General features: G+C 71.1%; 13 protein-coding genes. 9 read left to right on the top strand and 4 right to left on the bottom strand.

Annotated elements, in window-relative coordinates:
• Positions 1-3 precede the first annotated feature (3 nt).
• Positions 4-1920, bottom strand: a complete 1917-nt coding sequence (locus ACPXB1_RS24820) for a helix-turn-helix domain-containing protein (RefSeq protein WP_355597568.1) — start codon at positions 1918-1920, stop codon at positions 4-6.
• A gap of 14 nt (positions 1921-1934) precedes the next feature.
• Entirely contained in the window at positions 1935-2717 is a 783-nt protein-coding gene (locus ACPXB1_RS24815) for a 3-hydroxybutyrate dehydrogenase (RefSeq protein ID WP_355597566.1), read from the bottom strand.
• 280 nt (positions 2718-2997) lie between these two features.
• Between ACPXB1_RS24815 and ruvC the strand changes: the two genes are divergently transcribed.
• The 8 genes from ruvC (at position 2998) to ACPXB1_RS24775 (ending at position 12479) form a co-directional block, all read left to right on the top strand.
• A complete protein-coding gene (ruvC, locus tag ACPXB1_RS24810) occupies positions 2998-3525 on the top strand; it encodes a crossover junction endodeoxyribonuclease RuvC (RefSeq protein WP_355597564.1) in 528 nt (175 codons plus the stop codon).
• Positions 3522-4124 (top strand): Holliday junction branch migration protein RuvA, encoded by a 603-nt coding sequence (gene ruvA / locus ACPXB1_RS24805; protein WP_355597562.1) that lies wholly within the window; start codon positions 3522-3524, stop codon positions 4122-4124. Before ruvC ends, ruvA begins: the two co-directional genes overlap by 4 nt.
• Positions 4121-5188: a Holliday junction branch migration DNA helicase RuvB gene (ruvB, locus tag ACPXB1_RS24800; protein ID WP_355597560.1), complete on the top strand. Its 1068-nt coding sequence runs from the start codon at positions 4121-4123 to the stop codon at positions 5186-5188. The genes ruvA and ruvB overlap by 4 nt, the downstream gene beginning before the upstream one ends.
• 139 nt (positions 5189-5327) lie before the next feature.
• Positions 5328-5666 carry a preprotein translocase subunit YajC gene (gene yajC, locus ACPXB1_RS24795; RefSeq protein WP_355597558.1) on the top strand — a complete coding sequence of 113 codons (339 nt, stop codon included), beginning with the start codon at positions 5328-5330 and terminating at the stop codon, positions 5664-5666.
• Positions 5667-5943: 277 nt separating this feature from the next.
• On the top strand, positions 5944-7839 hold the full coding sequence (gene secD, locus ACPXB1_RS24790) for a protein translocase subunit SecD (protein ID WP_355597556.1): 1896 nt from the start codon (positions 5944-5946) through the stop codon (positions 7837-7839).
• A 1-nt stretch (position 7840) separates the two neighbouring features.
• Positions 7841-9034, top strand: coding sequence for a protein translocase subunit SecF (gene secF / locus ACPXB1_RS24785; protein ID WP_355597554.1), 1194 nt, complete (start codon positions 7841-7843; stop codon positions 9032-9034).
• 170 nt (positions 9035-9204) lie between these two features.
• Positions 9205-9771, top strand: a complete 567-nt coding sequence (locus ACPXB1_RS24780) for an adenine phosphoribosyltransferase (RefSeq protein ID WP_355597552.1) — start codon at positions 9205-9207, stop codon at positions 9769-9771.
• 170 nt (positions 9772-9941) lie between these two features.
• A complete protein-coding gene (locus ACPXB1_RS24775; protein ID WP_355597550.1) occupies positions 9942-12479 on the top strand; it encodes a RelA/SpoT family protein in 2538 nt (845 codons plus the stop codon).
• 57 nt (positions 12480-12536) lie between these two features.
• Here ACPXB1_RS24775 and ACPXB1_RS24770 read toward each other — a convergent pair whose 3' ends face one another.
• Together ACPXB1_RS24770 and ACPXB1_RS24765 are read right to left on the bottom strand one after the other, a co-directional pair.
• The gene (locus tag ACPXB1_RS24770; protein WP_355597548.1) at positions 12537-13376 is read right to left on the bottom strand and encodes a peptidylprolyl isomerase; all 840 of its coding nucleotides are present in this window, start codon (positions 13374-13376) and stop codon (positions 12537-12539) included.
• Between the two features lie 59 nt (positions 13377-13435).
• On the bottom strand, positions 13436-14308 hold the full coding sequence (locus ACPXB1_RS24765) for a peptidylprolyl isomerase (RefSeq protein WP_425735843.1): 873 nt from the start codon (positions 14306-14308) through the stop codon (positions 13436-13438).
• A 265-nt stretch (positions 14309-14573) separates the two neighbouring features.
• Here ACPXB1_RS24765 and ACPXB1_RS24760 point away from each other — a divergent pair, with 265 nt between their 5' ends.
• Complete coding sequence (locus tag ACPXB1_RS24760; RefSeq protein ID WP_355597544.1) at positions 14574-15284, top strand: MBL fold metallo-hydrolase; 711 nt, start codon at positions 14574-14576, stop codon at positions 15282-15284.
• Positions 15285-15304: the final 20 nt, after the last annotated feature.

The following is a 15304-nucleotide window of genomic DNA, read 5'->3' as shown; positions in this document are numbered from 1 at the left end:
CCGTCAGGCCGGCGCGCGCAGGCGGTGCAGGCGTAGCGCCAACTGCACCTCCAGCGCCCGCTCGGGCCGCTGCCAGTCCGCGCCGAGCAGCTGCCCCACCCGCTCCAGGCGTTGCGTCACGGTGTTGACGTGCACGTGCAGCTGCTCGGCGGCGCGGGCCAGGCTGCCACCGACGCCGAAGTACGCCTCCAACGTCTTCACCAGCGCCGTCCCCCGCCGGGCGTCGTAGTCGACCACCGGCCCGACGGTGGCGGTGAGGAACTGGGCCACGTCCTTCTCGCCCCGGTCACCGACAGTGCCCAACAGCAGCCCCACGAAGCCCAGCTCGGCGGTGCTCGCGCCCTGACCGGTACGACCCAGCGCGCCGAGCGCTGTCAGGCAGCGGTCCGCCTCGTGGAACGTCCCCGCCAGCGTCGTCGGTCCGGTCGCCGGACCGCTCGCCCCGGCGGTCACCGGTCGACTCGTCACGCGGGACAGATCCCGGGCCACCGCCCGGGCGCTGCCACCGGCGTCCTGACCGGGCAGCATCAGGACCACCCGTCCGTCGCGCGCCGCCGCCAGGCCACCGCGCGCCGAGGCGTACGTGGTGGCCCAGGAGAGCACCCGCTGCCGGGCCGAGCCGGTGGCCGCGATCGCGTCGTCGTCCACCGCCACCAGCACGTACGGGGCGTCCAGGTCCACCCCGAGCCGGCGAGCCCGGCTGCGCAACGCGTCGGTGTCCCGCAACGGCCGGGCGATCAGATCGTCAAGCAGCTCGCCGCGTACCCGACCTTCTGCCTCGGCCACCGTCCGGCGGAACAACAACAGCAGCGCTGTCACCAGCGCGGCCCGCTCCAGGATCCGCTGGTCGGCGTCGACAAGCTCGTCGTCGGGGCGCAGCACCAGAGCACCCAGGTTCTCGGTGCCCGCCACCACCGCCGCGTACCAGAGGGGGCCCCGGCGCACGCTGCGTCCCTCGGTGCGGGACGCGGCCACCGCCTCGACGATGTCCTCCCGGTCCGGCTCGTCGATCTCACCGACCCGGGCCAGCAACCGGCCCTCGGCGTCCAACGCCAGCAGCGCCCCGCCCAGCACCTCGGTCACCGCTGCCGCCACGTCCTCCACGCCGCCGCCGCGCAGCACCAGCGCGGTCATCCTGTCGTGCGCGGCAGCGGCCCGCTCCACCGAACTGCTGTGCGCCCGGATGGTGGTGTTGGCGGCCGACAGTTCGGCAAGCGCCGAGCGGGTCTCGGCCAGCAGCCGGGCCGTGTCGATCGCCACCGCGGCGTGCGCGGCGAGCGATACCAGCAGCGCGACCTCCTCCCGCACGAACGGTCGCGCCGAACGGTTGGCCGCGTAGAGCACGCCGATCGATGTGGATCCGAGCCGCAGCGGCACCCCGAGGATCGCCACCAGGCCCTCCTCGCCCACCCCGGCGTCGATCTCCCCGGTGTGGTGGAAGCGCTCGTCCTCGCCGTAGTTGGCTGTCACGTACGGGGCGCCGGACTGGGCCACCAGCCCACCGAGGCCGGCGCCCATCGGCAGCCGCAGCCGCTGGAAGCGGGCCGACACGGACCCGTCGGTCACCCGCATGTAGGTGTCGCCGCGCTCGTCGTCGTTGAGCGTCATGTACGCCACGTCGGCGCCCAGCAGGTTGCGCGCCCGGTGCACGATCGCCCGCAGCACGTCGTCCAGGTCGCGCAGGCCGGCCAGGTCGCTCACCGTGTCGTACAGACCGGACAGCTCGGTCTCCCGGCGGCGGCGCCGCTCCAGCAGCGCGCGGACCCGCAACGCCACGGTCCTTGCCTGCTCCAGCTCGGCCAGCCGCTCGGCCGGCGCCCCGGCGGCCCGTGCGGCCACCAACGGCCCCTCGAACTCCACCGCCGCGGCCTCACGGGCGAGCAGTTCCAGAAACTCCACCGGCGACGACATGGTCGACATTGTGCGGGGACCCACTAGTTGGCCGTCCAGCCCCCGTCGAGCGCGATCGACGCGCCGGTGATGAACGCCGCCGGCGGCGAGCAGAGGTACGCGAGCAACTCGGCCACCTCCTCAGGCTCGATCAGCCGCTTGATCGCCGCCCGGGCCAGCATGATCTTCTCGACCACCTCGGGCTCCGGGATGTCGTGACTGACCGCCTGGTCGGCGATCTGGCTCTCCACGAGCGCCGTGCGGACGTACGCCGGATTGATGCAGTTGGCGGTGACCCCGTGCACGGCGCCCTCCAACGCCACCACCTTCGACAGCCCTTCCAGGGCGTGCTTCGCCGTGACGTACGCCGCCTTGTACGGCGAGGCCCGCAGCCCGTGCACCGACGAGATGTTGACGATCCGGCCCCAACCCCGCGCGTACATGTGCGGCAGCGCGCGGCGGACCAGCAGGAACGGCGCCTCCACCATCACCCGCTGGATGTACTCGAACCGCTCGACGGGGAAGTCCTGCATCGGCGCCACGTGCTGGAGCCCGGCGTTGTTCACGACGATGTCCACGTCCACGTCGAGGCGGTCCACTGCCGCCGCGTCGGCCAGGTCCACCCCCTCGGCGCGCCCGCCCGCCTCGGCGGCGACCGTCCGGGCCGCGTCCAGGTTCCGGTCCACCACGAGCACCTTGGCGCCGGCAGCGCCCAGCCGCAGGGCGCACGCCCGCCCGATGCCGCTGCCGCCGCCGGTGACCAGGGCGGTGCGACCGGTGAGATCGAGCTGTACGACGTGGGGGACCGCCACGGGTTCTGCCGTCATGGCGCAAGAAGTTACGAGCTGTCAGCGCCCCGGCACATGGGCCGGCAACACATACTCCGGGCCAAAGCTGTGTGGCCCACCCTGTCCCGCCGCCCGCCCTGTCCCGCTGCGCGATTGCGCTCGATCCTGGATGCAGTGGTGTCGGTGCGTCGGTGGGGCCGCTACTTCCAGGTTCGAGCACGATCTTGGCGCGCGGCAGGGTGTGTCCCGTGGGGCTGGTGGGAGGCCGGGCGTTAGGGTGTCGAACACACGTACTGCTGACGGCTGGGGAGGGGGCGGCGTGCGCGTGCTCGGTGTGGACCCGGGGTTGACCCGGTGCGGGGTGGGCGTGGTCGAGGGTGTGCCGGGCCGCCCGTGCACGCTCGTCGCCTACTACGTGGTCTACACCGATCCGGCCGACGACCTGGCTCTGCGCCTGCTGCACCTGGACCGGTCGCTCACCGAGCTGGTCGCCAAGCATCAGCCCGAAAGCGTCGCCGTCGAGCGGGTCTTCAGCCAGCACAATGTGCGTACGGTGATGGGCACCGCGCAGGCGAGCGGCATCGCAGTGCTGGCGGGGGCGCGTGCCGGGCTGCCGGTGCAGACGTACACCCCCAGCGAGGTGAAGGCGGCGGTGACCGGCTCTGGGCAGGCCGACAAGGCGCAGATGACAGCCATGGTGACCCGGCTGCTGCGACTGGCCGAGCCGCCGAAGCCGGCCGACGCCGCCGACGCGCTCGCCCTGGCCATCTGCCACGTCTGGCGCGGCGGCACCCGCTCGAAGCTGGCCGCCGCGGCCGACCGGGCACGACGAGGAGGAGCACGATGATCGCCAGCGTGCGCGGCACGGTGACCGCGACGGGTCCGGACCTGGCAGTGATCGAGGTCGGCGGGGTCGGCCTTGCCGTGCACTGCGCCCCAGGGACGATCGCGGAGCTGCGGGTCGGCCAGGTCGCCCGGCTCGCCACGAGCCTTGTGGTGCGGGAAGACTCGCTGACCCTCTACGGCTTCGCCGACGACGACGCGAAGTCGTTGTTCGAGCTGCTCCAGACGGCAAGTGGGGTCGGCCCTCGGCTGGCCCAGGCGGTGCTTGCCGTGCACACCCCGGACGCGGTGCGCAAGGCCATCGCCAACGCCGACACCGCGGCCCTGACCCGGGTGCCGGGGATCGGCAAGAAGGGCGCCGAGCGTCTGGTGCTGGAACTGCGCGACCGGATCGGCCCGGTGTCCATCGGTGCCGACGGCGTGGGCGGTGTGACCGCCGGCGCCTGGCCCGATCAGGTCCGCCAGGCGCTTGTGGGCCTGGGTTGGACGGCCGGGCAGGCCGACCAGGCGGTGGCCGCTGTCGCGGAGACCATCGACGGGGCCACTCCGCCCGTGCCGTTGCTGCTCAAGCAGGCCATCCGCCTGCTCGGTCGCACCCGATGAGTGAGACCGAGGGGCTCGTCTCGGCGTACGTCAGCGACGCCGAGCGGGACGCGGAGGCCACCGTACGGCCGCGGCGGCTGGCCGAGTTCATTGCCCAGGACCGGGTCCGCGACCAACTTGACCTGCTGTTACAGGGGGCCATGCGGCGTGGTTCGCCGCCGGATCACATCCTGCTCTCCGGGCCGCCCGGGTTGGGTAAGACCAGCCTGGCAAACATCGTCGCCGCCGAGCTGGGCGCGGGCATCCGGGTGACGAGCGGGCCGGCGATCGAGCGTTCCGGTGACCTGGCGGCGATCCTGACCAGCCTGGCCGAGGGCGATGTGCTCTTCATCGACGAGATCCACCGGATCGCCCGGCCCGCCGAGGAGCTGCTCTACAGCGCGATGGAGGACTTCCGGGTCGACGTGGTGGTCGGCAAGGGGCCGGGGGCCACAGCGATCCCGCTTGATGTCGAGCCATTCACGCTTGTCGGTGCGACAACGCGGTCCGGGTTGTTGACCGGCCCGATGCGGGACCGGTTCGGTTTCGTCGCGCACCTTGATTTCTACGCCCCGGCGGATCTGGAGACGCTGCTGCACCGGTCGGCGCGGATCCTCGGTGTGCCGATCACGGACGAGGGCGCCACGGAGATCGCCGGCCGGTCGCGGGGCACTCCCCGGATCGCCAACCGGCTGCTGCGCCGGGTCCGCGACTACGCGGAGGTGCGGGCCGACGGCGTGGTCGATCTTGACACCGCCCGTGCGGCACTGATCGTGTACGACGTCGACGCGCTGGGTCTGGACCGGCTGGACCGGGCGGTGCTGAGCGCGCTCGTGGACTCGTTCCGGGGCGGCCCGGTGGGCCTGTCCACCCTCGCCGTGGCGGTGGGGGAGCAGCCGGACACCGTCGAGGAGGTGTGCGAGCCGTTCCTTGTGCGCGCCGGCCTGCTGGCGCGTACGCCGCGCGGCCGGGTGGCCACCGAGGCTGCCTGGCGGCACCTGGGTCGTACGCCACCAAATGGTACATTGGGGGTAGATGTCCCGTCGACACCCGATCTGTTCTCGGTGGATACCGATCAGCCGTGATGTGAACGTGATCTGTGCCGCATTCGGTGTTCTCAGGTGCAGGGATTAGACTTCGCCGCGGTCTGTACAGGACGTGAGAGTCCGCCTCCGCTCCGGCGCATCCCGCGCCGCGACGGAGGCCAATGGGAAGGTTTTTAACGTGCATTACGCACAATCGGCAGGCGGGGCCGGCAGCTTCACGCCGATCCTGATGATCGCGCTGCTCTTCGGTGTCATGTACTTCATGATGATCCGGCCCCAGCAGAAGCGCCGCCGCGAGGCAGAGGCGATGCAGTCGAACCTCGGCCCCGGCGACGAGGTCGTGACCATCGGCGGGCTCTACGGCACCGTCACCGGCATCGAGGACGACAGCGTCCTGCTCGAGGTCGCTCCGGGCGTGCAGACCCGCTACGCCCGCCCGGCCATCGCCCGGGTGGTCACCCGCGCGGAACTGCCGAGCGAGCCGGTCACCGAGGACGCGGACACCACCAAGGACTGACGCCCCCATCGGCGGCGGTGCTTCCGGCGTACGGCCGGACGACCGCCTCCCGGGGGTGCCGTGCCCGACGGGGCAGCGGACGTGACGTGAAAACTGGATAGTTGGGTCGACGCCGGACGTCGGCACGTCCCGTGACCGCCAGCGTCCGCGCCGGTGGGTCCGGCTCCGTGTCGGCGTCATGCCGACCCAGGTCAGACCCCGTCGGCCGGACCCCCGGCCCGACACTCGCCGCCGCCGCCGCGTGCAGCGGCGCGACCGTACAGGGAGACAGACAACCGTGGCACCACCTCAGGGACAGATGCGCCCCGGACGGCAGCTCGCCGTGCTCGGGGCCATCTTCGTGGTCCTCTACCTTCTGGTGTTCTTCGCGGGCGGTGCCAGCGGCAGCTTCAAGGATCGGCTTGAGCCTCGGCTCGGCCTGGACCTGATCGGCGGCACCCGGGTGACGCTGGAGGCGACAAACAGCGTCGACGGCAAGCCCCCGACGGCGGACAACCTCGAAGAGGCCCGGCAGATCATCGAGAGCCGGGTCAACGCGTTCGGCGTGGCCGAGGCCGAGGTGGTCACCGAGGGCAACCGGAACATCGTCATCTCCCTGCCCGGTGAGAACCGCGACCTCACCGACGTGGGCAGCGCGGCCGAGCTGCGCTTCCGCAAGGTGTTGAAGGCCGCCGACGGCAGCGGCGCGGTCGCCGCGCCGCCGGCCGCCGAGCCGAGCCCGTCCGGCAGCCCGGCTCCGTCCGGCAGCGCGAACCCGACCCCGTCGGGCAGTGGCGCGCCGCAGGCGACCGCGTCGCCGAGCGGCGGTCAGGGCGGAATGGCACCGGCGTCGCCGAGCGCCACGCCGGCCCCGTCCGCCTCGGCGAGCGCCGCGCCGTCGGCGAGCGCCAGCACCGAGCCGGTGCCGGCGAGCATCGAGGAGCAGCGCAAGGCCGTAGAGCAGAAGGTCGGCGCCGCCGCGTGGCAGGCCGCCAGCGGCCTGCAGGGCCCGGCCGACCTGACCGCCGACCCGTCGCTCGCCGAGAAGCTCAAGCCGTTCGGCACCCTGTCGCCGCAGGAGGTGGCGGTGCTGCCGGCACAGCTGCAGTTCAACGTGCCGACGATCGGCTGCGCGCAGCTCGACAAGCGTCCGCCGGCGTCGATCTCCGACCCGAAGCAGCAGGTCGTCTCCTGCGAGGACGGCGTCTCCAAGTATCTGCTCGACCAGGCCAAGGTGCTCGGCACCGACGTGTCGGACGCCGACGCGGTGCTCGACCAGACCAACTCCTGGGTGGTCAGCCTCGACTTCACCGGCAAGGGCCAGGGCAACTGGACGGCCCTCACCCGTGAGGCGTTCAACAACGAGGGCGGGGCGTGCGACGCGACCGCCCTTGGCCAGGACGGCAAGTGCCGGGTGGCAGTCGTGCTGGACAACGAGATCGTCTCCTCGCCGGAGATCCAGGGCGTGCTGACCGGCAACTCCCAGATCACCGGCAACTTCACCCAGAAGGACGCCAGCACCCTCGCGGGCCAGCTCCGCTACGGCGCGCTGCCGGTGACCTTCGAGCAGCAGGAGGCGCAGAACGTCACCGCCACGCTGGGTGCCAGCCACCTGCGTGCCGGTCTGCTCGCCGCCGGCATCGGCATGCTGCTGGTCATCATCTACGCGTTCTTCTACTACCGGCTGCTCGGCTCGGTGATCTTCCTGAGCCTGATCCTCTCCGCGCTGCTGGTCTTCGGCGCGCTGGTGGTGCTCGGCCGGCAGATCGGCTTCACGCTCACCCTCGCCGGCATCGCCGGCATGATCGTCTCACTCGGTGTGGCGGCGGACTCGTTCGTCATCTACTTCGAACGATTGAAGGACGAGATCCGGGAGGGGCGCAGCCCACGCAGCGCCGTACCCCGGGCCTGGATCCGAGCCCGCCGGACGATCATCTCGGCAAACGCGATCACCCTGCTCTCGGCTGTGGTGCTCTACGTGGTCTCGGTCGGCACGGTGAAGGGCTTCGCGTTCGCGCTCGGCCTCGCCACAGTGCTCGACCTGGTGGTGGTCTTCCTCTTCCGCCACCCGATCATGACGATGTTCGCCCGGACCCGGGCGTTCCTGTCCCCGCGGGTCAGCGGGCTCGGCCGGGCGCTTCCGGCCCGGACCCAGCAGACTCAGCCCCGCAACCCGCGCGCCAAGGAGGCCTGAGATGGCTGACAACAGTTTGGCGAGTCGCCTCTACAACGGTGAGGCCGGTCTCAACGTCGTCGGCCGACGCAAGCTCTGGTTCGGCGTCGCCGGGATCCTCGTCCTGATCGCGATCCTCAGCATCTCGATCCGGGGGTTCAGCCTCGGTATCGAGTTCGCCGGCGGCAACTCGTTCTCGGTGCCGGCCAGCGTCGGCACGCTGGAGCAGGCCGAGGAGGAGGTCAACGCTGCCCTCGCCGCCGAGAACACCGGCGTCGAGGTGGCCACCGCGCAGCAGGTCGGCGGCACCGGCGGCGACTCCTACGAGCTTCGTACGCCGCAGCTCAGCGTCGAGCAGACGAACGCGGTGAAGGCGCAGATCGCCGAGGACTTCGGTCTGGAGCCCGGTCAGATCAGCAGCAACCAGGTCAGTGAGGCGTGGGGCAGCCAGGTCACCGAGCGGGCCGTGCTCGGTCTGGTGGTCTTCATCGCGCTGGTGATGCTCTACCTGATCCTGCGCTTCGAGTGGCGGATGGCCGTCGCGGCCGTCACCTCGCTGCTGCTGAACCTGATCCTCACCGCCGGCATCTACTCGCTTGTCGGCTTCGAGGTCACCCCGTCGACGATCATCGGTTTCCTCACGATCCTGGGCTTCGCGCTCTACGACGTGGTGGTGGTCTTCGACAAGGTGCAGGAGAACACACGGGGCATCACTGCCAACAACAACCAGACGTACGGCGAGGCGGCCAACCTGGCCGTCAACCAGAGCCTCATGCGGTCGCTGAACACGTCGGTAGTGGCGCTGCTGCCCGTCGGTGGTCTGCTCTTCATCGGCGCCGGCCTGCTCGGCGCCGGCACGCTGAAGGACCTCGGCCTGGTGCTGTTCGTCGGTATGGCGATGGCCTTCCTGACCTCCATCGTGGTGGCCACCCCGATGCTGGCGCTGCTGAAGAACTACGAGCCGCGCATCCAGGCGCACAACAAGCGGGTGCAGGCCCGCCGCGGTGCGCTGGCGCGTGGCGAGGTCCCCACGAAGGGTGCCGCCGTGAGCCCGGCCCGGACCGAGGCGGACGACGCGCCCGTGGACGACACGGCCGCGATGGCCGGCGCCGCTCCCAAGGTGGGCGCCCGGCCGGCGGGCAAGCGGTCCACCGGTGCCCGGGGCGGTCGCCCGGGTGGCGGCGGCAACCGGCCGGGTGGCGCCAAGCGGCGCTGACCGGCGGCAGCGCCCAGGCGGCGCTGACCAGCAGTGGCGCTGACCGGCGGTGACGCCGGGCGGCGCGGAACGGCCCGGGTAGGCCCGGGAGGACATGACCGAACGGCGTCCGGCATGCTGTGCGAGCAGCACTGCCGGACGCCGTCGTCGTCGAAGGGAACGGAACTGCCGTGACGGAGACCCACAGCACCGCACCGCGCGGGGACCTCGGCCCGGACACCGCCCGGCTGGTGGCCAGTCGGGTGCTGGACGTGCCGGACTTCCCCCAGCCCGGTGTCCTGTTCAAGGACCTGATGCCGCTGTTCGCCGATGCGAAGGTGTTCCGCGACGTTGTCGACGGGATCGTGGCGTACCACGGGCGGGACGGCTTCGACGTGGTGGTCGGCATCGAGGCGCGCGGGTTCGTGGTGGCGGCGGCCGTCGCGTACGCGGCCGGGGTGGGCGTGGTGCCCGTCCGCAAGGCCGGCAAACTGCCCCGCCCGGCGCACTCGGTCTCCTACGCCCTCGAATACGGCGAGGCCACCCTGGAAGTGCACGAGGACGCCTTCACCGCAGGTCATCGGGTGCTTGTGGTCGACGACGTGCTGGCCACCGGCGGCACCGCCGAGGCGACTCTGGACCTGGTCGAGCGGGCCGGTGGGACCGTCAGCGGCTTCACCGTACTGCTGGAGTTGGGTTTCCTGGGTGGCCGTGAGCGGCTGGCGCCGCGTCCGGTCCATGCCCTGCTGACCGTTTGATTCGCGGCCCGTCAAGCGGACCCCGCGCCGACCGTCCGGCGGAGCGGCAGGGGACCGTCCGTGCGGGTAGCATTGCCCTTTGCTGACGCCGGCGGTACCCCGCCCGGCGGCGCGAGACCAGGCCGGCCGATGTACGGCCGGTGTTTTCCCGGCGAGCGGTGAGGAGGCCGGTGTCCCACGATGTCGTCCCTCCGGCGGAGGGCACGGTGCACCCGACAGGCGACGCTGACGGCTCGGTGACCGACCGGAACGCTGACGCTCCGGCCCGGGTGACGGGCTCCGGCAAGGGCTCGGGCAACGGCTCCGGCAGGGCTGCGATCGACGGCACGACTGTGACACCCGCCGCCACGGCGGGCGGCGTCGAGTCGTCCCTCGGCGCTGACGGGGTAGTGGTCCCGTTCCCCACCGACGCCGGTGTCGACCCGTCGCCCAGCGGCGGGTTCGGGCTGTCCAACGCGCCCACCGGTCGGCGGGTCCGGGCCCGGTTGGCCCGGTTCAACGCGCCCTGGCAGACCTCGCAGGTGAGCGAGGTGCTGGAGCCGCTCATCGCCAGCCACCGGGAGAACCACCCCAAGGCCGACGCGCGGTTGTTGCAGCGGGCCTTCGACACCGCCGCGCGGTGGCACTCCGGGCAGTACCGCAAGTCCGGCGACCCGTACATCACCCACCCTCTTGCCGTGGCGACGATCCTCGGCAATCTGGGGATGGACACCACCACGCTTGTCGCCGCGCTGCTGCACGACACCATCGAGGACACCGAGTACACGCTCGACCAGATGCGCGTCGACTTCGGCGGTGAGGTCGCCCTGCTTGTCGACGGTGTCACCAAGCTGGACAAGGTAAAGCTTGGTGACGCGGCGAAGGCCGAGACGATCCGCAAGATGGTCGTGGCGATGGCCAAGGACCCGCGGGTGCTGGTGATCAAGCTGGCTGACCGGTTGCACAACATGCGTACCCTGACCTTCCTGCCCCGCCCCAAGCAGGAGCAGAAGGCCAAGGAGACCCTGGAGATCCTGGCGCCCCTGGCCCACCGGCTCGGTATGAACACGATCAAGTGGGAGCTGGAGGATCTGGCGTTCGGCACGCTGTTCCCGAAGCGCTTCGAGGAGATCAACCGGCTGATCGGGGAGCACCAGCCGCAGCGTGAGGCGCTGCTGCGCCAGGTGACGCAGAAGGTGTCGACCGACCTCAAGGCCGCCAAGATCAAGGCGGACACCACCGGGCGGCCGAAGCACCTCTACTCGATCTACCAGAAGATGATCGTGCGGGGTCGCGACTTCAACGACATCTACGACCTGGTGGGCGTACGGATCCTTGTCGACACGGTTCGTGACTGCTACGCGGCGCTGGGCGTGATCCACGCCAACTGGCAGCCGGTGCCGGGCCGGTTCAAGGACTACATCGCGATGCCCAAGTTCAACATGTACCAGTCGTTGCACACGACTGTCATCGGGCCCACCGGCAAGCCGGTGGAGATGCAGATCCGCACGTACGCGATGCACCGCACCGCCGAGTTCGGCATCGCCGCGCACTGGAAGTACAAGGAGCACAAGGGCACGCAGATCGTCGGCCCGCCGGCGCACATCGACGAGATGACCTGGCTGCGGCAGTTGCTGGACTGGCAACGCGAGGCCGCCGACCCGAGCGAGTTCCTCGACGCGCTGCGCTTCGACCTGTCCAGCCAGGAGGTGTACGTCTTCACCCCCAAGGGTGACGTCATCCCGCTGCCGACCGGTTCGACGCCTGTGGACTTCGCGTACGCGGTGCACACCGAGGTCGGGCACAAGTGCATCGGCGCGCGGGTCAACGGCAAGCTCGTGCCGCTGGAGTCGACGCTGTCCAACGGCGACGTGATCGAGATCTTCACGTCGAAGTCCGAGACGGCCGGCCCGACACAGGACTGGCTGGGCTTCGTCAAGAGCCCACGCGCCCGCACGAAGATCCGCCAGTACTTCAACAAGGAGCGGCGCGAGGAGGCGATCGAGGCCGGCAAGGACGCGATCGTCAAGGCCATGCGCAAGCAGGGCATGCCGTTGCAGCGGATGCTCACCTCCGACGCGCTCATGTCGATCGCACGGGACCTGCACCTGGCCGACGTGGCGTCGCTGTACGCGGCGGTCGGCGACAGCCAGGTCTCGGCGCAGTCGGTGGTGCAGAAGCTGATGGCCGCGTACGGCGGCGAGGAGGGCGCGGCGGAGGACATCGCCGAGACCGCCGTCGCCACCCGGCCGCCGCGCAGCCGGCAGAGCAGCAGCGACCCCGGCGTTGTGGTCCGCGGCGTCAGCGACGTCTGGATCAAGCTGGCCCGCTGCTGCACACCGGTCCCACCGGACTCGGTCTTCGGGTTCGTCACCCGCTCCGGCGGCGTGAGCGTGCACCGTGACGACTGCGCCAACGCCGAGGACCTGCGGGCGCAGAGCGAGCGGGTCGTGGAGGTCAGTTGGAAGCTCACCTCCGCCTCGACCTTCCTTGTGGCCATACAGGTCGAGGCGCTGGACAGGCACAAGCTGCTCGCCGACGTCACGAGGGTGCTCTCCGACGAGCGGGTCAACATCCTCTCCGCCACCGTCACCACCACCCGTGACCGGGTGGCGGTGAGTCGGTTCAGCTTCGAGATGGCCGACCCGAAGCACCTCGGCCACCTCCTGGCCACCGTCCGCAAGGTCGACGGCGTCTTCGACGCGTACCGGGTCACCTCCGGGGCCTGACCCCGACAGCAAAGCGCCCGCCGGCTCAGCCGGCGGGCGCTTTCACGTGCGAGGGTGTCAGCCCTGCGGGTTGCTCATCGTGAGGTCCTTGATGACGATCTCCTTCTTCGGGTGACCGCCACCGGCCTGCTGGGCGAACGCACCGTCGTCGCCGGCCTTCGCCACGTCCTTGACGATGTCCATGCCGCCGGTGATGGTGCCCAGCACGGTGTACGCCGGGTCCAGGGGCGAGTCGCCGTACACGATGAAGAACTGGCTGCCGGTGCTGCCCGGCTGGCCGGAGTTGGCCATCGCGATGACACCCTCCGGGTACGGCGGGCGCTTGTCGGTGGGCAGGTTCTCCTCGGCCTGGCGGTAGCTCGGGCCGCCGGTGCCGTCGGTGTCCCGCCAGCCCTTGCCGGTGGCGCTCGGGTCACCGCACTGGAGCACCTTGATGCCCTCGGTCACCAGGCGGTGGCACTTGCTGTTGTCGAAGAAGTTCTTCTCCGCCAGGTAGGTGAAGCTGCCCGCCGTGCACGGCGACAGCGACCGGTCGACCTTGGCGGTGATCGGACCCAGGTTGGTGTCGATCGTCATGGTCTGCACGCCGGTGGCGGACTGCTGGTTGCTGGGCAACCCGACGTCCTTGATCTGCGGGGTCCGCTGGTCGGCGGGCACCTCGGTGAATGCGCACTCGGCCGAGCCGGGCGCCGAGGCGGCCGTGTCGGTCTTGTCGTCGTCGCCGCCGAGGGTCATGGCCAGCCAGGCGGTGCCGGCGACCACGAGAACCAGGGCAGCCCCCGCACCGATGATCGCCTGGGTCTGCCGGCGCTTACGGGCCCTGCCCGCGCGCTCGGCCATCTCCTTCTCGAGCCGGGCGCGTGCCGCCGCGCGCTGCCGCTCTCTGGTGGACGTCACGCCTGGATCCTCCTGGCTGTCTGCTGCTTGGTGCCGCTCGGGTGGGTGGGGACGACCGGTCAGCCCGCGCTCGGGCTGCTGGCCGGGGCGCTGGCGGACGACGGCGACGGTGCCGCACCGGTGACCGGCTCACCGACGGTGAGACTCTGGATCACCACGTCGGACTTGGGCTTGACCTGCGCCCCGGTCCCATTGTCCACGGTCGGCAGGGCACCTATCTTCTCCACCACGTCCAGCCCGCCGGTGACCTTGCCGATCACCGGGTACTTCGGCTCCGCGGTGGTGAAGTCCTTGAAGAAGATCAGGAACTGGCTGCCGTTGTTGCCCGGCGGGTTGGAGATCATCGCGACGGTCCCCTTGGGGTACGTCGACGGCTGACCGGGCGCCGGGCTGGCCGAGGGCGCCGTCGGCACGTCCTCGTCGTAGAACGAGTAGGTGGGCCCGCCGAGACCGGTGCCGCTGGGGTCGCCGCAGCGCAGCGCGCCCTCGGCGGTGATCTCGTGGCAGGCGGTGTTGTCGTAGAACGACCGGCTCGCCAGGTGGGCGATGCTCGCCGCGGCACAGGGGGAGTTGGCCAGGTTGAGCTCGGCGGTGATCGGCGCGCCCTGGTTGGTGGTGACCGTCATCGCGCGGGTGCCCTCGGTGGGCAGGTCCTTGGTCGCCGGCATGCCGACGTCCTTGAGGTTGGTGTTGGCGGTCGCGTCCTGCGGCGTCCAGACGCAGGTGTCCTGCGCTGCGGTCTTCTGCTCCGGCTCCGAGTCGAACGCCCCGAGTGCCCAGGCCGAACCGGCCACGACCAACGCGAGGACCAGGAAGACACCGACACCGGCCTGGATCTGTCGACGGCGCCGCGTGGCGGCGGCCCGCCGGGCCAACTGCCGGTCGAGCTTGGCCCGCGCCAGTTTGCGCTGCCGGTCCCTGCTGGAAGCCACCAGTGCTCCCCTTTCCTCTGCCTGGTCGTCGCCGACGGCCGGGTGTCCCGGCCCATCCGGCGTTTCGTGTGCCGCGCCACACGCCCGCCAGAGTGTACGGCTAGCGACTGGGAATGTGGTGTACGAGGTCCACCCCGTCCCGAGCAGCGTTTATCGGAGGCTGTCACTGTGCCCGTCAGGGCGCCAGGGACGGACGCGGCGAACCCGCTCGCCGGGCCGGTTAGGCTGCTGGGCAGGACGACAGCTCGACGGAAGGACAGCGCCCGTGCTCGTGGCCGGCTTTCCCGCGGACGCTTTCGGCACCAACTGCTACGTGGTGGCGACCGCGCCGGGGGAGCAGTGTGTCGTGGTCGACCCCGGCATCGGGGTGCTCGACCAGCTCGACGCGCTGCTCGCCGAGCACCGACTGCACCCGGCAGCCGTCCTGTTGACCCACGGGCACCTGGACCACACTTTCTCGGTCGCCCCGGTGTGCGGCGCCCGTGGCATCACCGCGTACGTGCACCCCGGCGACCGGGAGATGCTCGCCGACCCGGCCAAGGGCCTGTCGGCCGACCTGACCTCGCTCTTCGGCGGCCGGCTGAGCTACAGCGAGCCCGACGACGTGGCGGAGCTGACCGACGGCGCCACCCTCACCCTCGCCGGCCTGGAGATCGCCGTCGACCACGCACCGGGCCATACCGGCGGGTCGGTGCTGTTCCGGCTGCCCGGCGCGGGCTCGGGCTGGGAGGCTGACGAGATCTGCCTCTCCGGCGACGTGCTCTTCGCCGGGTCGATCGGCCGCACCGACCTCCCGGGCGGCAGCATGCCAGCCATGCTCGACAGCCTGCGCGACAAGATCCTCCCCTTGGCCGACGACACAGTCGTCCTGCCCGGGCACGGTCCCAGCACCACGATCGGCCGCGAGCGCGCCAGCAACCCGTACCTCATCGAGGTGGCGGGGTCGGCGCCCGCCGCGCCCACCCGGGGTCTCTAAAGAAACGTCCGCGCCGCTCG

Source organism: Micromonospora sp. DT68 (genome assembly GCF_049847245.1).
Taxonomy (GTDB): domain Bacteria; phylum Actinomycetota; class Actinomycetes; order Mycobacteriales; family Micromonosporaceae; genus Micromonospora; species Micromonospora profundi.
This window is presented reverse-complemented; position numbering and strand designations above follow the sequence as displayed.